This window comes from Wenzhouxiangella sediminis (assembly GCF_003410055.1).
Lineage (GTDB): Bacteria > Pseudomonadota > Gammaproteobacteria > Xanthomonadales > Wenzhouxiangellaceae > Wenzhouxiangella > Wenzhouxiangella sediminis.
Genome location: NZ_QUZK01000014.1, coordinates 32,051 through 53,461, shown reverse-complemented (window position 1 = coordinate 53,461; position 21,411 = coordinate 32,051). Strand labels below are relative to the sequence as shown.

Sequence of the window (21,411 nt, the reverse complement as noted above, 5' to 3'; positions counted from 1 at the left end):
GGCGTCAATGCGCCGCGCTCTTAGAGTCTCGGGTTGCTTTCGTTCGAGACCGCTTATTGCCCCGGCCGGGGGACATCCACTTCAGTTCGACGCGGTGGCGAGGCCTTCAGCGGATGTCCCCCGGCCGGGGCAAACGCTCTGTGTCGAGTGCCCACCTATTTTTAACCGCCCCGCCAGCTCACGGCGGCGGTGGGCCTGCTGAGGGCCTCGCCACCGCGTCGAACTGAAGCAGGCCCACCGCCGCCGTGAGCTGGCCCGACTACACCCTCAACCAGCCTCGAGCCAGTCTTCCATGGGCGGGCAGGAGCAGACCAGGTTGCGGTCGCCGAAGACATTGTCGACGCGACCCACCGGTGCGAAGTACTTGCCCAGGCGCAGTTCCTTGACCGGCCAGCCGGCTTCCTGGCGCGAATAGGCGTGCGGCCACTCGTCCGCGCCGAGCTCTTCGATGGTGTGCGGGGCGTTCTTGAGCGGGTTGTCCTCGGCGTCCCACTCGCCGCTGGCCACACGCTCGATCTCGCGGCGGATGGCGATCATGGTCTGGATGAAGCGATCCAGTTCGGCCTTCGACTCGCTTTCGGTCGGCTCGATCATCAGGGTGCCGGGCACTGGCCAGGACATGGTCGGCGCGTGGAAGCCGTAGTCGATCATTCGCTTGGCCACGTCTTCCTCGGTGATGCCGGCGCTGTCCTTGAACGGGCGCAGGTCGATGATGCATTCGTGCGCGATGCGGCCGTTGCGTCCCGTGTAGAGGATGTCGTAGTGACCTTCCAGGCGCCTGGCGATGTAGTTGGCGTTGAGTATGGCCACTTCGGTCGCCCGGCGCAGACCGTCGGCGCCCATGAGACGAATGTAGACCCAGGGAATGGGAAGGATGCCTGCGCTGCCCCAGGGAGCGGCGGCAATCGGCGGGTTGGCGCCGAACTCCGGGCCGAGCAGGCCGCTGCCGTGGCCGGGCAGGAAGGGGATCAGGTGTTCGCGCACGCCGATCGGGCCGATGCCCGGTCCGCCGCCGCCGTGTGGAATGCAGAAGGTCTTGTGCAGGTTGAGGTGGCAGACGTCGGCGTACTGCGCCACGCGCGACCAGCCGACCAGGGCATTGAGGTTGGCACCGTCGAGATAGACCAGGCCGCCGGCCTGACGAACCTGCTCGCAGATGCTGACCACGTCTTCCTCGAACACGCCGTGGGTGGACGGGTAGGTAATCATCAGGGCGGCGAGCCGTTCGCGATGCTTGTCGATCTTGGCGGCCAGGTCGTCGAGGTCGATATTCCCCTGCTTGTCGCAATTGACCACCACGATGTCCATGCCCGTCATCTGCGCGCTGGCCGGGTTGGTGCCGTGCGCGGAAGACGGGATCAGGCAGACGTTGCGCCCCTCATCGCCGTTGTGCTCGTGCCAGCCCTTGATCGCCAGCAAGCCGGCGTATTCACCCTGGGAGCCGGCATTGGGCTGCAGCGAGACGGCGTCGAAGCCGGTAATCTCGCGCAGCATTCCTTCCAACTCGTCGATCAGCTGGTGATAACCGCGAGCCTGGTCCCAGGGGCAGAAGGGATGGAGCTCGGCGAACTCCGGCCATGTTATGGGAATCATCTCGGCGGTGGCGTTGAGCTTCATGGTGCACGAGCCCAGCGGGATCATCGCATGGGCCAGGCTGAGATCGCGATTCTCCAGGCGCTTGAGATAGCGCAGCATCTCGGTCTCGGACTGGTAGCGTTCGAAAACCTCGTGCTCGAGGTAGGGCGTTTGACGTTGCAGGGCTTCCGGGATCGCCTGGAAATCGGCGTCGAGGCCTTCGTCGAGTGTGGCGATCTCGTCGGCCTTGTTGCCGCGGAAGATGCCGAGCAGCGACGAGAGGTGGTGGCGCCGGGTCTGCTCGTTGAGGCTGATGCCGATGAAGCCGTCGCGGTCGGCGCGCAGGTTGATCCCGGCTTGATGGGCGCGGTGCAGCAGGGCTTGACGCTCGGGCTCGTCGACGCGAACCGACACGGTATCGAAGAAGTGCTCGCTTTCGAGCTCGAAGCCGGCGTCGACGATGCCCCGGGCCAGGATGCAGGTCTGGCGGTGGATGCGGCGGGCGATCTTCTTCAGCCCCTCCGGGCCGTGCCAGACGGCATAGAATCCGGCCATTACCGCCAGCAGGGCCTGGGCGGTGCAGATGTTGCTCATCGCCTTCTCGCGGCGGATGTGCTGCTCACGAGTCTGCAGCGCCATGCGCAGGGCGGCGTTGCCGTGGCGGTCCTTGGAGACGCCGATGATCCGCCCCGGGACGCTGCGCCGGTAGTCCTCGCGCGTGGCGAAGAAGGCCGCATGCGGCCCGCCGTAGCCCATCGGCACGCCGAAGCGCTGGGCGCTGCCGACCACCACGTCGGCCCCGGCCTGGCCGGGCGATTCGAGCAGCAGCAGGGCCATGGGATCGGTTGCCACCGCAACCTGGGCACCTCGTTCGTGGGCCTCGTCGACCAGCTCGCCGATGGGCTCTATGGCACCGTTGGCACCGGGGTACTGAACCAGGATGCCGAAGCAGTCGGTGTCTGCGACAGCGGAGCGCAGGTTCTCGCGCACCTGGACGTCGATGCCCATGTGCCGCCCGCGGTTGATGACCACGTCGATGGTTTGCGGCAGGCAATTGGCGTCGACCAGGAAGACATCGCTCTTGTTCTTCCGGTTGACGCGCTTGAGCATGGCCATGGCTTCCGCCGCCGCGGTCGCTTCGTCGAGTAGCGACGCATTGGCCAGTTCCATGCCCGTGAGATCCATGATCATCTGCTGGAAATTGAGCATGCCTTCCAGGCGCCCCTGGGAAATCTCCGCCTGGTAGGGCGTGTAGGCGGTGTACCAGCCGGGGTTCTCCAGCACGTTGCGCAGAATGACCGGCGGCGTCAGGGTCGGGTGATAGCCCAGCCCGATCATCGAGTGAGCCACGCTGTTGTGCGAGGCCATCTCGCGAATGCGCTCGAGCACCCGTTCCTCGTTGTCGCTGTCGGGGAGGGAAAGCGGTCGCTCGCTGCGGATGCTGCCCGGCATGGTCTCGAGAACAAGGGAGTCGAGCGAATCGCAGCCGACCGTGTCGAGCATCCGGCGCTGGTCCGCGGAATCGGGGCCGATGTGGCGGCCGACGAAATCGTCATGCGATTCGAGGCGATGCAGCGGCGTGTTGGTGTTCCGGTTGTCGGTCATTGCAGAAGCAGTCCTTGCGCGGAAGTCTTGAACAGGTAGTGGTCAATCAGCAGGAAGGCGAACAGGGCCATCAGGTAGACCACCGAGTAGTTGAACATGTTCATGGCGAGTTGCTCGTTCTTCGAACGCATGATGGCGATCGCGTAGCCGAGGAACCCGATATTGAGAATCGTGGCGCCGACCAGGTAGGCCAGACCGCTCATTCCCGTCAGCCAGGGCAGCACTGTGACGAGAACAAGGATGATGGTATAGAACAGGATCTGCCAGCGCGTGAACTTCACGCCGTGGGTCACCGGCAACATGGGCACATCGGCCGAGGCGTAGTCCTCGCGCCGGTGGATGGCAAGCGCCCAGAAGTGGGGCGGCGTCCACACGAAGATGATCAGGAAAAGGATCAGGGCGTGGGCGTGGATGTCGCCGGTCACGGCCACCCAACCCAGGACCGGCGGCGCGGCACCCGCGGCCCCGCCGATGACGATGTTCTGCGGCGTGGCACGCTTCAGCCAGGCGGTATAGATCACCGCGTAGCCGATCAGGCTGGCGAAGGTGAGCACAGCGGTCAGCGGGTTGACCAGCACGGTGAGCATCACCATCGACACCGCCGCCAGCAACAGGGCGAAGGTCAGCGCCTGCTTGCGGTTGACCTGGCCGGTGGGCAGCGGGCGATTGCGGGTGCGGGCCATGATGCGATCGGCCCGCTCGTCGAGCAGGTGGTTGATGGCCGCCGCGGAGGCCGCCGCCATACCGATGCCGAGGGTGCCCCAGATGAGGGCGTCGAGCGGGATCATGCCGGGCGTCGCCAGGGCCATGCCGACGATGGCCGTGAAGACGATCAGCGCGACCACGCGCAGCTTGCACAGGCCGAGAAAGAAGCGCGTTCGCTGCCAGATTGATGCAGTCGCTGCGGTCATTTGCGCTCGTCGGGGGTGGTCGGTAAGCCAGGGATGCGGGCCTATTCCGGCCCGGTCTGCGTCCAGGTGAGCAGGCGCGACAGATCACGGCGCATGCCGTTGAGATCCGCATCCTGCGGGTAACGCAATATTATATGGCCCTTGGGGTCGACGATGTAGCTGATTGCCTCGAGTCCGGCGTCCGGCAGGGCCGGGGACAGGGCGCTGCCGGCGTCGCTTTCGAACACGCGGTAATCCTCGGCCAGCTCGTGGATTGCTGCCAGGGTTTCGTCGTCGATTTCGCCGGGCGTGACGAACATCAGCGCCACTTTCGGCTGGTGGCGGTCCTGGCCAAGACGGATCTGGCGCAGCCAGTAGAGGTCTTCCAGGCAGGCGTCGTCGCAGCCGGCCGCACGATAGTGCAGCAGCTGCCACTGGCCGGCCAGCGTTTCCCGGGTCACGGTCTCGCCGGAGGCCGTCTGCAGCTCGAACTCGGGCAGTCGAATGGCCGGCTGGAGCAGCTCGCCGTAGTTCCGGGTGCTGCCGGGGCGCCAGTCGAGCCACTGGCTGTTGAGCAGGATGGCGATCACGACGGGGGCGAGAAACAGCGCCAGGACGGCGAAAATGGTGGTTTTTTTCATGATTTGCGAATCTTGCGCCAGGTCAGTGCGACCCAGATGAGAAACACCGCGACCGCCATCGTGATCCACTGCCAGGCGTAGGCGAGATGGCGGTCGGGTCCGAAATTGACCGGACGCCAGTCGTCTCCGGTCAGGTGCGCGGGGTGCGCCGGGTCGAGCAGGATCACGCGGTCGGCGAGTTGCGAACCGAGCGCCTGCTCGACGCGGTCGAGATCCAGGTAGGTCACCAGGTTGGGCCAGTTGTCGGCATCGAGCGGACGCGCTTCGCCCAGCTGGCGCCCGACCCGCGGCGGGCTCCTCAGCCGGCCGCTGATCGAGGTGGCCGTTTCGGGGACGCCGACCCGGGGCAGGGGGGCTTGCCTGGAAGCGAGCGGATGCCAGCCGCGGTTGACCAGCCAGCTGCGCTCCATGCCGTCCGGCCGGAAGGGCGTGAATACGTGCACACCGGCCTGGCCGGCGCGAATCTGATTGTCGAGCAGGACGTTTCGGGACGGCTCGAAGGTGCCCGTGGCGCGCACTTCGGCATAGGTCGCGTCAGCGGGCAGTGGCTCGCCGAGGGCGATTTCGCCGGCCTGTTCCCAGGCCTGCATCAGGCCGCGCTTTTCGTCCGCCCGGTCGAACTGCCAGACGGCCAGCCGCGAACACATCAGGATCACGAGGACCGCCGCGAGGTGCGGTATCGAGCGGATGATGAAGGAGGAGGGCCTGCTCATGACGGGTCGGCATTATAATCGACGCAATACCCAGCCCGGAGTTCTACATTGCTCAGCAAAGTCCTGATCATCGCTGCTTTTCTCGTCATCCTGTATACCCTGGCGTCCAGCTTCTATTTTCTGGTCAAGGATTCAGGAGAGGGTGAACGCACCGTGCGGCGCCTGAGCTGGCGCGTGGGGCTCTCGCTGGGTCTGGTGATCCTGCTGTGGGTCGCGTTCCAGCTGGGCTGGATCGAGCCCCAGGGCGTCAATCCGGTCCGCTACCCGGGCGGCGGCTGAGGCCAGGCCTCACTCGCCGGAACCGAGCCGCTCCAGGACGCTGTCGGCGGTGGAGACCCGGAATTCACCGGGTCCCTCGACCATCAGGTGCTTGATGACGCCGTCCTGGACAATCATGGCGAAGCGCTGGGCGCGCTCGCCCATGCCGAAGCCGCTGGCGTCCATTTCCAGGCCGAGAGCGCGCGTGAACTCGCCGTTGCCGTCGGCCGCCATCACGATCGCTTCACCCACGCCCACGGACTTGCCCCAGGCGTCCATGACGAACACGTCGTTGACCGCCATGCACACGACGCGGTCGGCGCCGGCGGCCCGGATCTCTTCGGCCCGTTCGACGAAACCCGGCAGGTGCCTCGCCGAACAGGTCGGGGTGAACGCGCCGGGCACGGCGAACAGGACCGTCGTGCCGGCGCCGAGGAGGGTCGTGGTCGACTGACCGGAGGGACCTTCCGGCGTCATCACGGTCAGGGTCGCTTCGGGGACTCGGTCCCCAACGGTTACCGTCATGGCTGGTGTCTCGTTCAGCCGCCGAGCGCGCTGTTGATGGCCTTGAGCAGCTCTTTCTTGTCGACCGGCTTGGTGATGTAGGCGGCCGCGCCCTGGCGCATGCCCCAGATGCGGTCGGTTTCCTGGTCCTTCGTGGTCACGAAGATGATCGGAATGTTCGCGGTCGACTCTTCCTTGGCGATGCGGCGCGTGGCCTGGAAGCCGTTGAGCCCGGGCATGACGATGTCCATCAGGATCACGTCGGGCACGTGTGCCTTGGCCTGCTCGACACCTTCCTCGCCGCTGGAGGCAGTAATGACCTCGTGGCCACCGCCTTCGACGATCTTCTGGAGCGAGTACAGGTGGGTCTCGGAGTCGTCTACGATCAGAATCTTGGCCATGGGAATCCCTTCTTGAAAGTTGTGTTGCTCAAGCTCGAATCGGAACCATCATACCCGAAACCCGGGCGGCAGGTCCCCCCTTGGATGCGTCTTCAGGACGCGGCGACGCGCACCACGATCCGGCCCTTGCCGCCGCCGGAAAGAAGCTGATCGAAGGCGCCGGACAGGTGGTCCAGGTCGATGGTTTCGGCGGCGATCCGGTCGAGATGGCGCGGACGCCAGTCGCCGGCGAGGCGCTCCCACAGTTCCTTCCGGATCCGATAGGGACAGCCGGCGGAATTGATGCCCAGCAGCGTGATGCCGCGGATGATGAAGGGCATCACGGTGGTGTTCAGGCCGATGCCCCCGGCCATGCCGCACGAAGCGATGTTGCCCCAGGGCCGGATCACCCGGGTGAGACCCGAGAGCATGTCGCCGCCCACGTTGTCGAGCGCGCCGGCGAACTGCGCCGATGCCAGGGGCGACTCGGGCCAGTAGAGCTCGTGCCGCGAGATGCACTGGGAAGCACCGAGCTCGTGCAGCCACTCGAATTCGTCTTCCTTGCCGGAGATGGCCGTGACGTCGTAGCCGGCGGACGAATAGATGTCGCAGGCCAGTGAGCCGACGCCGCCGCTGGCGCCCGTGACCGCAATCGAACCCATGTCGGGGCTCTGCCCGTTGGCTTCCATGCGCCACAGTCCCAGTGCGGCGGTGAACCCGGCGGTGCCGAGGATCATCGCCTCGTGCAGCTTCAGCCCCTGGGGCAGGGGCACCAGCCAGTCGGAAGGTACCCGCAGGTACTCGCTGTAGCCGCCGTCGCGGGTTTCCGACAGGCCGCTGCCGGTGATCAGGACTTCGTCGCCTTCGGAAAAGTCGGCGTGATCGGATTGCACGACGGTGCCGGCGGCGTCGATGCCGCCGTTGAGCGGGAACTTGCGCAGGATCTTGCCCTTGCCGGTGCCGGCAAGCGCGTCCTTGTAGTTGACGCTCGAGTAGGCGACCTTGATGACGACGTCACCCTCCGACTGCGCGTCGATGGATTGCTCGACCAGCTCGCCGCGGTAGCCGTCCTCGTCGTCGCTGATCCGGAAGGCGCGGAAGGTGTCGGGAATATTACTCACTGTGCTTCCTCGCGGAGTTCGTTAAAACCGCAGATTACGCAGATTCGCGCAGATTGATATCGAAAGCCTCTGTTCAAATCTGCGTCAATCTGAGAAATCTGCGGTTACAGGAACTCAAGCCTCTTAGTTGGCTTTGTGAATGGCGCGCTTGTCCACGGCCAGGGCGGCCTCGTGGACGGCCTCCGACAGGGTCGGGTGGGCATGGATGATCCGGGCCAGGTCCTCGGATGCGCCCGCGAATTCCATCGTCACCACGCACTCGGCGATCAGCTCGGAGGCGTTGGGCCCGACGATCTGCACGCCCAGGACACGGTCGGTTTCGGCGTCCGCGATGACCTTCACCGAGCCGGGCGCATGGCCCATGGCCAGGCCGCGGCCGGTGGCGGCGAAGGGGAAGTTGCCGGCGCGGTATTCGACGCCATCGTCCTTGAGCTGCTTTTCGGTCTTGCCCACCCAGGCGATTTCCGGGTCCGTGTAGATCACCCAGGGCACGGTGTCGTGACCGAAATGCCCGTGGCCGCCGGCGATCGTCTCGACCACCGCGATGCCTTCTTCGGAAGCCTTGTGCGCCAGCATCGGGCCGCGCACCAGGTCGCCCACGGCCCAGACGTTCTCTGCCGAGGTGCGGCAGTGGTCGTCGACTTCGATCTGGCCGCGGTCGGTCAGCTTGACGCCGGCATCGTCGTCCAGCAGGCCTTCGGTGGCAGCCTTGCGGCCGACGGCGACGAGCAATTTGTCGAAAGTCTCGCTGTGCTCTCCATCGGAGTCTTCGAAGGTGACTGTGACCTTGCCGTCCTTCACATCGGCCCCCGAGACCTTGGTGCCCAGGCGGATGTCGAGACCCTGCTTCTTGAACTCTCTGGCGGCGACGCGGGAGATGTCCTTGTCGACGGCCGGCAGGAATTCGTCGAGGGCTTCGAAGAGCATGACCTCACTGCCCAGTCGCGACCAGACGCTGCCCATCTCCAGACCGATGACGCCGGCGCCGATCACGCCAAGGCGTTCCGGCACCTCCTGGAATTCGAGCGCGCCGATGTTGTCGACGATCGCTTCGTTGTCGATCTCCACGTTCGGGATGGAGAAGGACACCGATCCGGCGGCCAGGATCACATGCTTGCCCTTGACCGCGTAGGCGTCGCCGTCGTGCGGGGTCAGTTCCACTTCGCGGTCGGCCTTGAGCTTGCCGCGGCCGTTGACGAACTCGACCTTGTTGGCCTTCAGGAGTTGGGTCACGCCGCCGGTGAGCTGCTTGACCACCTGGTCCTTGCGCTTGAGCATTTGGCCGACGTCGATGCTGACGTCGTTGACCTGGATGCCGTGATCGGCGTAGTCGTCGCGCACGTGGGCGAAGTGCTTGGAGGAATCCAGCAGCGCCTTGGAAGGGATGCAGCCGATGTTCAGGCAGGTGCCGCCCGGCGCGGGCTTGTCGTCCTTGCCCTTGCGATCGTCGACCATCAGGACCTTGAGGTCGAGTTGCGCGGCGCGGATGGCGGCCACATACCCGCCGGGGCCGCCGCCGATCACGATTACGTCGAATTCCTTGTCAGCCATTTTAATTCCTTGATTTAAAACCTTAATGGTCCACAGATGAACACAATTGAACACGGATAAAAAAATCGGTTTCCGAATTCATTCAGTTGCGAGCAATCCTCTGATTGGAATACTGAACATCAAAATCTCAATAACTGTCTAATCAAGAATTTCTTATTTTCATCTGTGTTTATCTGTGTTCATCTGTGGACAATTTTTCTTTAGAGCCCCAGCAGCATGCGCGCCGGGTCTTCCAGGGCTTCCTTGATCGCCACCAGGAACTGGACGGCGTCCTTGCCGTCGATGATGCGGTGGTCGTAGGACAGGGCGATGTACATCATCGGGCGGATGACGATTTCGCCGTCGATGGCGACCGGGCGCTCCTTGATGGTGTGCATGCCCAGGATCGCGCTCTGCGGCATGTTGAGCAGCGGCGTGGAAAGCAGGGAGCCGAACACGCCGCCGTTGGTGATGGTGAAGGTGCCGCCCTGCAGGTCGTCGAGCTGGATCGTGCCCTTGCGCGCCTTTTCGGCGTAGTCGGCGATGCCCTGTTCGATTTCGGCCAGACCCATGCGGTGGGCGTCTCTGAGCACCGGCACGACCAGGCCGCGGTCGGTGGACACCGCGATGCCGACATCCTGGTAGCCGTGGTAGATGATTTCGTCGCCGTCGACCGAGGCGTTGACCACCGGATGCTTCTGCAGCGCTTCGCAGGCGGCTTTCACGAAGAAGGACATGAAGCCGAGCTTGATGCCGTGCTTCTTCTGGAAGTCTTCCTTGTAGCGGCTGCGGATGTCCATGACCGCCTTGAGATCGACCTCGTTGAAGGAGGTCAGGATGGCGGCGGTGTTCTGGGCTTCCTTCATGCGCTCGGCGATGCGTGAGCGAAGCCGCGACATCTTGACGCGTTCTTCCGGGCGCGGCCCGGTAGCGCCGCCGGCCATGTGGCTCATCACGTCGCCCTTGGTCACGCGTCCGCCGCGACCGCTGCCTTCGATCTGGCTGGCGTCGAGGTCGTTCTCGGCGACCATGCGGCGGGCCGAGGGAGGCAGGTCCTTTTCGGCGTCCTTCGAGCGGCCGGATTTCTTCTCGCCGCCGCTGTCGGCTTTCCTGTCTTCGCCGGAATCCTTTTTGGTCTTGTCCCCGGAGGCTTCCTCGCCTTCGTCGGCGGATTCGTCTTGCTCCGACTTGCTCGGCGCTTCGCCTTCTTCCATCAGGCCCAGCACCTGGCCTTCAGTGACGGTCTCGCCTTCCTCGGCGCTGATGTCCTTTAGCACGCCGTCGGCCGGGGCGGGGACTTCCAGCACGACCTTGTCGGTTTCCAGGTCGACCAGGTTCTCGTCGCGCTCGATCGCGTCGCCGGGCTTCTTGTGCCACTTCGCGACGGTCGCGTCCGAAACGGACTCGGGCAGGTTGGGGACTTTGACTTCAACGCTCATGGGTTACTTACTCCGTGAATTTGCCTGGGGTCAGCGCCTCGCCGACCAGGCGCTTTTGTTGTTCGAGGTGGACCTGATAGTAGCCAACGGCCGGGGACGACGAGCCGTGGCGTCCGACGTAGCCGAGCGCCTGCCCGTCGCGGATGCAGGCCTGGAGGTGGTGGCGGATCTGGAACCAGGCGCCCTGGTTCATGGGCTCTTCCTGGCACCACGCCACCTCATCGGCCTTGTCGTAGCGCGCGATGATTGCCTGGACTTCCTCGCGCGGGAAGGGGTAGAGCTGCTCGACGCGGACCAGGGCGACGTTGTCGACCCCGTCCTCTTCGAGCTGCTTGGCCAGGTCGAAGTAGACCTTGCCGGCGCAGAAGACGACGCGTTCGACCTTCTTCGGATCCGGCCCGGCCGGGTCGTCGATGACCAGCTGGAACTGACCGTTCTCGAGATCGTCGAGCGACGAGGTCGAAGCCTTGTGCCGCAGCAGCGACTTGGGCGTCATCACGATCAGCGGCTTGCGGAACCGGCGCAGCATCTGCCGGCGCAGCATGTGGAACATCTGCGAGGGCAGGGTGGGCACGCAGACCTGGATGTTGGCGCCCGAGCACAGCTGCATGAAGCGCTCCAGCCGGGCCGAGGAATGCTCCGGTCCCTGGCCCTCGTAGCCGTGCGGCAGGAACATGACCAGGCCGCACAGACGACCCCACTTGGCCTCGCCGGAGGCGATGAACTGGTCGATGACCACCTGCGCGCCGTTGACGAAGTCGCCGAACTGGGCCTCCCAGATCGTCAGCGTGGACGGCTCGGCCGTGGCGTAGCCGTACTCGAAGCCGAGTACCGCCTCCTCCGACAGCAGTGAATCGATCACGGTCACGCGACGCGGATCGTCGGTGAACTGCTGCAGCGGCAGCATGGAAGACCCGTCGGCCTGGTTGTGCAGAACGGCGTGGCGGTGGAAGAAGGTGCCGCGGCCTGAATCCTGCCCGACCAGGCGCAGGCCGTGGCCGCCCTCGATCAGGGTGGCGTAGGCCATAGTTTCGGCGAAGCCCCAGTCCATGGGCGATTCGCCGGAGGCCATCTTCCTGCGCGAGTCGATGATGCGCTGCACCTGCTTGTGCGGCTCGAAGCCCTCGGGCAGGGTGGTCAGGCGCTCGGACAGTTCGCGGATGCTGCCGGCATCGACGCCGGTCGTCACTTCCTCGCGCCAGTCGCCGTCGAGATACGGGTCCCAGTCGACCGTCTCGACCGCTTCGTCCTCGCCGAGCAGGTCGACAACGGGCTCGCCGGCGTCGAGCTTGTCGCGGTAGCCCTCGTTGGCCTTGTCGATGGTCTTCTTGTCGACCAGGCCTTCCTTGATGAGCGTATCGGCGTACTGCTTGCGCACCGGATCGAGCTTGCGAATGGTCTCGTACATGCGCGGCTGCGTGGCGGCCGGCTCATCGGCTTCGTTGTGGCCGAGGCGACGATAGCAGACCAGGTCGAGCACCACGTCCTTCTTGAACTCGCGGCGGAAGTCGGCGAGCACGCGCGTGGCGAACAGCACGGCCTCGGGGTCGTCGCCGTTGACGTGCAGGATCGGCGCCTGGACCATCTTGGCGACTTCGGTGCAGTACAGGGTCGAACGCGCGTCGAGCGGGTTGGAGGTGGTGAAGCCGATCTGGTTGTTGACCACGACGTGGAACGTGCCGCCGACGGCGAAACCGCGCGCCTGCGACATGTTGAGCAATTCCATGTTGACGCCCTGGCCGGCGATGGCCGCGTCGCCGTGCACCAGAACGGGCAGGACCTGCTCGCGGCGGTCGTCGCGGAGGCGGGTCTGGCGCGCACGCGCCGAGCCGGCCACCACGGGGTTGACGATTTCCAGGTGCGAGGGATTGAAGGCCAGGGCCAGGTGCATCGGGCCGCCCGGGGTCGGTACGTCGGAACTGAAACCCATGTGGTATTTCACGTCGCCGGAACGATTGGGATCGTCGGCGGCGATCTTTCCCTCGAATTCGGCGAACAGGTCGCGCGGGCTCTTTCCCAGGATGTTGACGAGCACGTTGAGTCGGCCTCGATGGGCCATGCCGATGACCATCTCGCGCACGCCCTGGCTGCCGGTGTGGCGAATCAGGGTGTCGAGCAGCGGGATCATGCTCTCCCCGCCTTCCAGCGAAAAGCGCTTCTGGCCGACGTACTTCGAGTGCAGGTATTTCTCGAGGCCTTCGGCGGAGGACAGCTTGTCGAGCAGGCGACGACGCTCTTCGGCCTCCGGCGTGTAGTTGCCGCGCGCACCCTCCAGGCGCTGCTGCAGCCAGCGGCGCTGGTTGGTGTCGGTGATGTGCATGTACTCGACACCGATGCTGCCGCAATAGGTCTCGCGGCAGGTCTCGACGATGTCTCTCAGCGGCAGGTGGTCCGGGCCGGCCAGGGAGCCGCTGTGGAACTTGGTGTCGAGATCGGACTCGTCGAGGCTGTGGAAGCCGAGCTCCAGGTCGGGTACCTGCGGTCGCTCGCTGATGCCGAGCGGGTCGAGCTTGGCTCGCTGGTGGCCGCGCACGCGATAGGCGTTGATCAGGCGAAGGACGCCGGCCTGCTTGAAGTCCTCGGCGGCCGTTCCGGCGCTGTAGTGACCGTTGGCGGCCAGGGCCTGGAAGTGCGCCTCGATCCGGCGGTGGCGGGTTTCGGTATCGACCGAATCCGACAGCTGGGAGAACAGTTTCTGCCAGTTCTCGGGGACGGATTCGGGATCATCCAGCCAGGCTTCGTAGAAGGCCTCCACATAGTCGGCGTTGCCGCCGGAAAGATGGGAGTTCCGGTATTGCTCCTGAAGGAAATCGGTCATGACAAGCGTGGCTCTGCTCGGGGGCCCGGTCAAAGACCGTTGATTATAACGGGGGCCGGCATTTGATTGGGCTGAATGTGCCGATATTGCTCCGGTTTCCGGCGATTGACTGACGCCATCGGCCCGGTCACACGTAGCGATCGATGTCGCGTGCCATCTGAATCGCGTTTCCAATGTAGGTCGAAGGCGTGAGTTCGAGTAGGCGGTCGCGGTCGGCCTCCGAGATGTCGAGCTCGGCGATGAATTGCCGGATGCTTTCCCGGTCGATGCCGCGGCCGCGGGTCAGGGCCTTGAGCTTTTCATAGGGTTCCGGCACCCCGTGCAGGCGCATGACCGTCTGCACCGCCTCGGCCAGCACTTCCCAGGCGCGCTCGAGGTCCTCGGCCAGGCGCTGCTCGTTGGGCGCGATGCGGTCGAGACCCTTGAGAATCGACTGCCAGGCCAGGGAACAGTAGCCGAAGGCCGAGCCCAGGGAACGCTGCACGGTCGAGTCGGTCAGGTCGCGCTGGAAGCGCGAGACCGGCAGCTTGCCGGCGAGGTGATCGAGCAGGGCGTTGGCCAGGCCGAGATTGCCTTCGCCGTTCTCGAAATCGATCGGGTTGACCTTGTGCGGCATGGTCGAGGAGCCGACTTCGCCTTCGACCAGCTTCTGGCGGAAGTAGCCCCAGGAAACATAGCCCCAGGCGTCGCGGGCGAAGTCCAGCAGCACGGTGTTGATGCGCATCAGCGCATGCGCGGCCTCGGCGATCATGTCGTGCGGTTCGATCTGCGTGGTGTAGGGATTCCACACCAGGCCGAGGTCCTCGACGAAATCGCGGGCCAGGGCCGGCCAGTCGACGTCGGGGCAGGCGGCCATGTGGGCGTTGAAGTTGCCGACTGCGCCGTTGATCTTGCCGGTGACCTCGACCTGGTCGAGGGCGCGGCGCTGGCGGCGCAGGCGGAAGACCACGTTGGCCATCTCCTTGCCCAGCGTCGTCGGCGAGGCGGTCTGGCCGTGCGTGCGCGAGAGCATCGGCATCTGCGCGGTGTCCTTCGCCATCGCCGCCAGGCGCTTGTCGATCTGCGCCAGCAGCGGGTCGAGTTCCTCGATCACCGAGTGCTTGATGATCAGCGCCCAGGCGAGGTTGTTGATGTCTTCGGAGGTGCAGGCGAAGTGAACGAACTCGGTGTAGGGCTTGAGCGATTCACGCTCGGTCAGGCGTTCCTTGAGCCAGTATTCGACCGCCTTGACGTCATGATTGGTGGTCTTTTCGATCGCCTTGACGGCGGCCGCGTCGACCTCGCCGAACTCTTCGACCAGCCGGTCGAGGAATTGCCCGTCCTCGCGGGAGAGTTCCGGCAGGGCGGTGAAGGCCGCTTCGTCCGCCAGTGCCTTGAACCAGGCCACCTCCACACGGACGCGGTGTCGGATCAGCCCCGCTTCGGAGGCGAGCCAGCGCAGGCCCGCGAGCTTCTGGGCATAGCGTCCGTCCAGGGGCGAAAGGGCGGTCAGGGCGTGGGTATCCATTGAGTCTTGCGCGTCGATTCGGGCAATCCGTAATGATACCGCAGCGGGCCACCGGATTGACTCCCCGGACGGTCCCGTCGACCGGTCATTCCTCGAGGAATGCACGCAGCCTATCTTCCGCCTGGTCGATCGAAGTCACGCCGTTGAGATGTCCCATCGGGCCGGCCAGGTAATCCAGCGTGGAGTCCTTGCCGGCGCGGACCAGGAGGTCGTGGGTCTCCTGCGCCAGCCCCGGGCGCAGCAGCAGGTCGCCGGAGGCCGGCAGGAAGAGGGTCCTGGCGCGCACGCGACTCATGGCGTCCGCCAGGTCCGGGCCATGGCCGGCAATGAACAACTGGCTGGCGCGCGTCAGGTAGAGAATATGATTGGCGTCGGAAACCGTCGCGCGCTGCCGGGCACGTTCTCGCAGCCAGTCGGTGACGGCGAAGTCGCCGTCGAGGTTTGCCAGTGCTTCGGCGGGCAGGTTGCTGTGGCCGGGAAACTGCATTTCGAAGAAATCCGGATGCAGGGCGTTCTGGGTAATCAGCATCAGGCTCGCGGTCAGGCCCTCTATCGGACGGTCGTGGCCGTAGTAGTCGCCGCCGCGCCAGTTGGCATCCAGGCGGATCGGACTCGCCCAGTGTTCGAGTAGTGCGATCTCCCAGGCGCCCATCCGGCCGGCGCCGATGACGGAGACCATGCGTTCGACGCGATCGGGATGGGCCACGGCCCACTCGAGCGCCTGGAAGGAGCCCATCGAGGCGCCGATCACGGCGTGCAGCCGCTCGATCCCGAGCGAATCGAGCAGGCGCTTCTGAACTTCGACGAAATCGCGGATGGTCACCACCGGAAAGTCCAGGCCCCATGGCTCGCCGGTGGCCGGATTGACGGTCGCCGGGCCGGTCGTGATGACGTGCTCGTCGTGGACATTGGCGTTGACCAGGGTATCGACGCTGATCACGTAGAAGCGGTCGGTGTCGATGGCCTTGCCCGGCCCGATGATGGCGTCCCAGTAGCCCGCCTCGGGGTCGTCCGGGTGATAGCGCCCCGCAGCGTGCGAAGTGCCCGAGAAGAAGTGCGTGACCAGGACGACGTTGTCGCGCTCGGCATTCAGGTCACCGTAGGCTTCCCAGCCGACGCGCAGCTCGGGAATGGTCTCGCCGCCGAAGGTGGTGAAGTCCTCGGTCACGAACTCTCTCTTCTGGACGATGCCTTCGTCGGCCGACACCGGGGTGCCGGCGAGCAGGGCCAGGGTCGCGATCAGGAGGGTTCTCAGCATGGGTGTGGACGATGGTCGGGTTCGAGTTGCAGCCTGCCATGCTCGCGCCCGGCCGCCCATTGACCTTTGGTTCAGGTTCGCCGGTTTCTCAACGATACTGCCGCAGGTATTTCCACTCGAACAGGCGCTTGGCCCAGTGCATGGCCCGCAGGGGCGGGAGGACGCGGTTGCCCCGCTCGTTCCGCGTCACCAGGATGCCCCGGTCGTAGAGATCGACGATGCACATCAGCTCGCTCTTGAAGGTGGCATCGGCCGGTCTTCCGGACAGCTCGGCGAGCAGGTTCTTCGCCGCGGCCTCGGCCTGCAGGTCGGCCATGTGCGCCTGCTTGGGCATCCAGCCGGGTCCGGGGAAGGAACCGGCGTCGCCGGCGACGTAGACGCGTTCGAAGCCCCCGACCCGGCAGTGTTCATCGGCGCGGATCATGCCGCCGTCCGAGCGGGGCAGCGTGGTGTCGTCGAACCAGTCGTTGCCGGTCATGCCGGGCATGAACAGGATCAGGTCGGCCGCGAAGGACTCGGTTTCCGTTTCGACGCCGTCGGCGCTGAAGCGCTTCGGCTTGCGGCCCAGGTGCGTGCGGATGCCGCGCTTTTTCATCTCTTCGAGGAGGCGGTCGACCGCCTTGCCGCCGAGGCGCTGGCCGGGCTTTTCGGCCGGGCTGAAGAAGTGCAGGGTGAATCGGTCCCGCCGTCCCTGCTTGCGAAGCCAGGTGTCGATGCCGAACAGGAATTCGAACACCGGTCCGCCGCGCATGGCCGAAGGTTCTTTCGGGTTGCCGGCAAAGCCGAAGGCGATCGACCCCGATTCCAGGGTTTGCAGGCGATCGCGCAGGCGGGCGATCTCCTGGGGGCCGCCGCAGGGCAGGATGCTGTGCTCGATACCGGGCAGCCTGCGCAGGAACTGGCCGCCGCAGGCGATGACCAGGCCGTCGTTGGCGATGTCCCCCGTTTCGGTCCGCAGCGTTCGTCCGTCGTCCGACAGGCCGATCGCCCGCGTGGCGTGGTGATCGACGCGCATGCGCTCGAAGAAGCGATCGAGCGGCACGACCAGGTCCTCGGGCCGGCGCTTGCCGGTGGGAATCCAGATGGTGCCCGGGTAGTAGACCAGCTCGGCGCGGGGAGAGACCAGGTCGATGCCCAGGTCGGGGTCGGCCCGGCGAAGTTCGCGAACGGCGGTCAGGGCGGCGAACCCGGATCCGATAAGGGTCACGCGGGACATTTTGGCGCCTCGGGGTTTGATTCGGATTTTATATTAACAAACTCTAATCAATTGGCGCGACCGAGCATGGGCATCGGGCGTTCCCGGAGTGAGAGCCTGGCGCCATTCTTGCCGCCCGGGCCCCGGGGCGCAAGCGTCGCTCAGGCCGCGTCGGCGCTGAGCGTCTCGAGGGTCGCGTCCTTTTCCTTCCACAGCTGGTTGACCCACTCCTGGATGCCGCGGCGGTATTCCGGGTCCTTCTGGTAGTCGCCGCCGCGCAGCCGTTCGGGAATCGGCAGGCGCCTGATCCGGACACGAATCTCGCGCACGCGATTGGCGAACAGGTCGGCCAGGCTGGGGCGCCGGTCGGGGTAGGCGATGGAGACGTCGACGAGGGTGTCGAGCGCGTCGCCCATGGCGTCGAGCGTGAAGGCGACGCCGCCGGCGCGGGGCTTGAGCAGGTGACGGTAGGGCGAGCGCTGCGCCGCGTGCTTGGCCGGCGTGAAGCGGGTGCCCTCCACGAAATTGACGATGGCCACGGGGATGTGCTTGAACTTCCGGCAGGCACGGCGCGTGGCGGTGATGTCGCGTCCGGCCAGCTGTGGCTTGCGCTCGATCTGTGCCCGCGTGTAGCGCTTCATGAACGGGAAATCCAGCGCCCACCAGGCCAGACCCAGCAGCGGCACCCAGATCAGCTGGCTCTTGAGAAAGAAGCGCAGCAGGGGCAGGCGCCGGTTGAACAGTTTCTGCAGGACGGGAATATCGACCCAGCTCTGGTGATTGCAGACCACCAGCATCTGGCCGTTCATGTCCGCTTCGGGCAGGCCTTCGACCTCGATGCGCGTCGAGGTCAGGTGGTCGAAAAGCCAGGAGTTGAAGTCGATCCAGCTTGCCGCGATGGCCGCAAGCGCGCGATCGCAGCCGCCGGTCACGGCCGGAACCCGCAGCACCAGCTTGACCAGGGCGACCACGAGCAGGGGCAGGATGTGAGCGACGGAATTGGCGGCCAGCAGCAGGCCGGCCGCGAAGATGCGCAGGGAGGCAATCAGCTTGTCGATCATGGCGGCATTATCTCACGCGGCAGCGTCCGATCGGGAGAGAAAGAGCAGGGTGCGGCGTTATAATCGCCGGTTTCCACACCGCCTCACACTGGACACGAAGACATGAGCGATTTCCGTATCGAGAAGGACAGCATGGGTGAGCTGCAGGTGCCCGCCGACGCCCTGTGGGGTGCGCAGACCCAGCGCGCCGTGAACAACTTTCCCGTCAGCGGACAGCGCATGCCCGCGCCATTCATCCGGGCCCTGGGCCTGATCAAGGCCGCCTGCGCCGAGGCCAACGAGGAGCTGGAGCTGCTCGACGCCGACCGTGCCCGTGCCATCGTTCGGGCCGCCGGCCGGGTCGCGGCCAACGAAGTCGACGAGCATTTTCCGGTCGACGTCTACCAGACCGGTTCGGGCACGAGCTCGAACATGAACGCCAATGAGGTGATCGCGCACCTGGCCGATCCCGACGGCGAGCTGGGCATCCACCCCAACGATCACGTCAACATGGGCCAGAGCTCCAACGACGTGATCCCCACCGCCATCCAGGTCAGCGCCTGCCTGACGGCGGCCGAACACGTCCTGCCGGCCCTGCATCACCTGCAGGATACGCTTCGCAAGCGCTCCGAAGCGCTGGCCGAGGTGGCCAAGACGGGCCGGACGCACCTGATGGACGCCATGCCCGTGACGCTGGGACAGGAGTTGGCGACCTGGGCGGCGCAGATCGCCAGCGCCGAGCAGCGCATTCGCGACGCGCTCTCGCGCATGCGTTACCTGCCGCAGGGCGGTACCGCCGTGGGCACGGGCATCAACGCGCACGAGGCCTTCGGCCGCCGTTTCGCCGCCCGCCTGGCCAAGTCGACCGGTTTCGAGTTTGCCTCGGCCGACAACAAGTTCGAGGGCATCGCCAGCCAGGATGCTGCGGTTGAACTGTCCGGCCAGCTCAAGTCCCTGGCAGTGGCTCTGATGAAGATCGCCAACGACCTGCGCTGGATGAATTCCGGTCCCCTGGCCGGCCTCGGCGAGATCGAGCTCGAGGCCCTGCAGCCGGGCAGCTCGATCATGCCGGGCAAGGTCAACCCGGTCATTCCCGAGGCCGTGTGCATGGTCGCCGCGCGCGTGATCGGGAACGACGGCACGATCACTGTGGCCGGGCAATCGGGCAACTTCCAGCTCAACGTGATGCTGCCGGTGGTTGCCGCCAGCCTGCTCGACAGCCTGACCATCCTGGGCAACGCCGCGCGCTTGCTCGCCGACCGCGCCATCGCCAGCTTCAAGGTGCGCGAGGATCGGCTGGGCGAGGCACTGGCGCGCAATCCCATCCTGGTGACCGCGCTCAACCCGGTCATCGGCTACGAGAAGGGCGCGGCGGCCGCCAAGAAGGCCTACGCCGAAGGCCGCCCGATCCTCGATGTCGCCGCCGAGATGACCGACCTCACCCGCGAGGAGCTCGAGGAACTGCTCGATCCGGTCAAGCTCACGCGCGGGGGGCTTTAGTCCTGCCCCGGAGTCCGCACATCACGCAGGCCGGTCACCGGCAGCTGCAGGACGAACTCAAGCACCTGTGGGAGAAGAAGCGCCCGGAAGTCACCCGGGCGCTTTCGGCAGCCGCGGCCGAAGGCGACCGCTCGGAGAACGCCGAGTACATCTACCGCAAGAAGCAGCTCAGGGAGATCGACCGGCGCGTGCGCTACCTCCGCAAGCGTCTCGACGAGGTTCGTCCCGTTCCGTCGCGCCGCGACAATCCCGGCAAGGTCTTCTTCGCCGCCACGGTCACCCTGGCCGAGATGGACGGCAGCGAGGTGCGCTACCGCATCGTCGGCGCCGACGAGACCGATGCGGAAAAGGGCTGGATCTCCGTCGATTCACCGGTCGCGCGCGCCTTGCTGGGCAAGGCGGTAGGCGAAGAAGTCTCCGTGCGCACGCCGACCGGGGAACGTGTGCTCGAGGTCGTGGAAGTCGAGTATTGAGGTTTCAGGGTTCAGGTTGCAGGGTTCAGGAAAAGACGGGTTCCGGGTTCCGGAAGAAGGGGTTCCGGGTTCCGGGTTCGGGGTTCCGGATTTCTGGGGTAGCGTCGAAGGATTGCGGGGCGGCTGCGCCGCGGAAGGTTCGTGCCACCGGATGACCGGGATGGATTGGGCCCCGGCTTCCATATGGAGGTCTGATTCTTCGCGCCACAGACATCCGAACCCAGTTGTTTTCCGGAACCCCGAACCCCGAACCCCTTCTTCCTGAAACCTGAAACCTGAAACCTGAAACCTAGCAACACCCAACCTTGAAAAACTGGGCGGCGACGCCTATTTCTGAAACCGAGATCGCCGCAAGGGATCTCGCAGAGCCCGGCCTGAGACAGGCGGGCATCAACCGACAACACCGATTGCTTCTCAAAGGAGGATACGGTTATGAACACCTTCGATCTTTCACCCCTGTACCGCACGGCCATCGGCTTCGATCGCCTGGCCGACATGCTGTCCAACGCCCAGCGCGTCGACAGCAACGGTTATCCGCCCTACAACATCGAGTCCCTGGGCGAGGATCGCTACCGCATCACCATGGCGGTGGCGGGCTTCAGCCAGGACGAGCTCGACATCGTCTCCGAGCAGAACACGCTGACCGTCTCCGGCAGCAAGCAGGAAGCGGCAGAGGAGGATAACGGCGAGCGCCAGTTCCTCTACCGCGGCATCGCCAATCGTTCTTTCGAGCGCCGCTTCCAGCTCGCCGACCACGTGAAGGTGGCCGGCGCGGACCTGGAGAACGGGCTGCTTCACATCGAACTGCAGCGTGAACTGCCCGAGCGGATGAAGCCGCGCAAGATCGAGATCGGCAGCGGCGAGAGCCGCGTGCTCGAGAGCGGAAAGGGCAAGGCCGCGGAAGCGGCCTGAGCCGGCTCTCGAAAGCCGTGAGCGACACGGACAGGGGGCGTCTTCGGACGCC

18 protein-coding genes are annotated in these 21,411 nt (G+C 65.5%); 4 read left to right on the top strand and 14 right to left on the bottom strand.

From position 1 onward, the window contains the following. Window positions 1-267 precede the first annotated feature (267 nt). From gcvP to DZC52_RS02775, 4 genes are read right to left on the bottom strand one after another with little or no spacing between them, the layout of a single operon-like run. The gene (gene gcvP, locus DZC52_RS02790) at window positions 268-3,180 is read right to left on the bottom strand and encodes an aminomethyl-transferring glycine dehydrogenase (RefSeq protein WP_116649594.1); all 2,913 of its coding nucleotides are present in this window, start codon (window positions 3,178-3,180) and stop codon (window positions 268-270) included. Continuing rightward, window positions 3,177-4,091 (bottom strand): heme o synthase, encoded by a 915-nt coding sequence (gene cyoE / locus DZC52_RS02785; protein WP_116649593.1) that lies wholly within the window; start codon window positions 4,089-4,091, stop codon window positions 3,177-3,179. Before cyoE ends, gcvP begins: the two co-directional genes overlap by 4 nt. A 41-nt stretch (window positions 4,092-4,132) precedes the next feature. Beyond that, window positions 4,133-4,711, bottom strand: a complete 579-nt coding sequence (locus tag DZC52_RS02780) for an SCO family protein (protein WP_116649592.1) — start codon at window positions 4,709-4,711, stop codon at window positions 4,133-4,135. Continuing rightward, window positions 4,708-5,424 (bottom strand): SURF1 family protein, encoded by a 717-nt coding sequence (locus DZC52_RS02775; RefSeq protein ID WP_116649591.1) that lies wholly within the window; start codon window positions 5,422-5,424, stop codon window positions 4,708-4,710. Before DZC52_RS02775 ends, DZC52_RS02780 begins: the two co-directional genes overlap by 4 nt. 48 nt (window positions 5,425-5,472) lie before the next feature. On the opposite strand from DZC52_RS02775, the gene DZC52_RS02770 reads away from it, so the two are divergent. Then, window positions 5,473-5,703: a twin transmembrane helix small protein gene (locus DZC52_RS02770; RefSeq protein WP_116649590.1), complete on the top strand. Its 231-nt coding sequence runs from the start codon at window positions 5,473-5,475 to the stop codon at window positions 5,701-5,703. Between the two features lie 9 nt (window positions 5,704-5,712). Here DZC52_RS02770 and DZC52_RS02765 read toward each other — a convergent pair whose 3' ends face one another. The 10 genes from DZC52_RS02765 to DZC52_RS02720 all read right to left on the bottom strand — a co-directional run bounded on the left by DZC52_RS02765 (window position 5,713) and on the right by DZC52_RS02720 (window position 18,495). Continuing rightward, window positions 5,713-6,207, bottom strand: a complete 495-nt coding sequence (locus DZC52_RS02765; protein ID WP_116649589.1) for a peroxiredoxin — start codon at window positions 6,205-6,207, stop codon at window positions 5,713-5,715. A 14-nt stretch (window positions 6,208-6,221) separates the two neighbouring features. Further along, on the bottom strand, window positions 6,222-6,587 hold the full coding sequence (locus DZC52_RS02760; protein ID WP_116649588.1) for a response regulator: 366 nt from the start codon (window positions 6,585-6,587) through the stop codon (window positions 6,222-6,224). 92 nt (window positions 6,588-6,679) lie between these two features. After that, window positions 6,680-7,687, bottom strand: coding sequence for a YhdH/YhfP family quinone oxidoreductase (locus DZC52_RS02755; protein ID WP_245960745.1), 1,008 nt, complete (start codon window positions 7,685-7,687; stop codon window positions 6,680-6,682). Between the two features lie 123 nt (window positions 7,688-7,810). Next, window positions 7,811-9,238, bottom strand: a complete 1,428-nt coding sequence (gene lpdA / locus DZC52_RS02750; protein WP_116649587.1) for a dihydrolipoyl dehydrogenase — start codon at window positions 9,236-9,238, stop codon at window positions 7,811-7,813. 200 nt (window positions 9,239-9,438) lie between these two features. Further along, on the bottom strand, window positions 9,439-10,656 hold the full coding sequence (odhB, locus tag DZC52_RS02745; RefSeq protein WP_116649586.1) for a 2-oxoglutarate dehydrogenase complex dihydrolipoyllysine-residue succinyltransferase: 1,218 nt from the start codon (window positions 10,654-10,656) through the stop codon (window positions 9,439-9,441). Between the two features lie 7 nt (window positions 10,657-10,663). Beyond that, window positions 10,664-13,474, bottom strand: a complete 2,811-nt coding sequence (locus DZC52_RS02740) for a 2-oxoglutarate dehydrogenase E1 component (RefSeq protein ID WP_116649585.1) — start codon at window positions 13,472-13,474, stop codon at window positions 10,664-10,666. Window positions 13,475-13,601: 127 nt separating this feature from the next. Then, entirely contained in the window at window positions 13,602-14,981 is a 1,380-nt protein-coding gene (gene purB, locus DZC52_RS02735) for an adenylosuccinate lyase (RefSeq protein ID WP_116649584.1), read from the bottom strand. Between the two features lie 85 nt (window positions 14,982-15,066). Next, on the bottom strand, window positions 15,067-16,239 hold the full coding sequence (locus tag DZC52_RS02730; RefSeq protein ID WP_116649583.1) for an E22 family MetX-like putative esterase: 1,173 nt from the start codon (window positions 16,237-16,239) through the stop codon (window positions 15,067-15,069). A gap of 88 nt (window positions 16,240-16,327) precedes the next feature. Beyond that, window positions 16,328-17,455 (bottom strand): NAD(P)/FAD-dependent oxidoreductase, encoded by a 1,128-nt coding sequence (locus DZC52_RS02725; protein WP_116649582.1) that lies wholly within the window; start codon window positions 17,453-17,455, stop codon window positions 16,328-16,330. A gap of 140 nt (window positions 17,456-17,595) precedes the next feature. After that, window positions 17,596-18,495 carry an acyltransferase gene (locus DZC52_RS02720; RefSeq protein WP_116649581.1) on the bottom strand — a complete coding sequence of 300 codons (900 nt, stop codon included), beginning with the start codon at window positions 18,493-18,495 and terminating at the stop codon, window positions 17,596-17,598. A 102-nt stretch (window positions 18,496-18,597) separates the two neighbouring features. Between DZC52_RS02720 and DZC52_RS02715 the strand changes: the two genes are divergently transcribed. From DZC52_RS02715 to DZC52_RS02705, 3 genes are all read left to right on the top strand, one after another. Further along, window positions 18,598-19,974 (top strand): class II fumarate hydratase, encoded by a 1,377-nt coding sequence (locus tag DZC52_RS02715; protein WP_116649580.1) that lies wholly within the window; start codon window positions 18,598-18,600, stop codon window positions 19,972-19,974. A gap of 2 nt (window positions 19,975-19,976) precedes the next feature. Next, complete coding sequence (gene greB, locus DZC52_RS02710; RefSeq protein WP_116649712.1) at window positions 19,977-20,447, top strand: transcription elongation factor GreB; 471 nt, start codon at window positions 19,977-19,979, stop codon at window positions 20,445-20,447. A gap of 432 nt (window positions 20,448-20,879) precedes the next feature. Continuing rightward, entirely contained in the window at window positions 20,880-21,359 is a 480-nt protein-coding gene (locus tag DZC52_RS02705; protein WP_116649579.1) for an Hsp20 family protein, read from the top strand. Window positions 21,360-21,411: the final 52 nt, after the last annotated feature.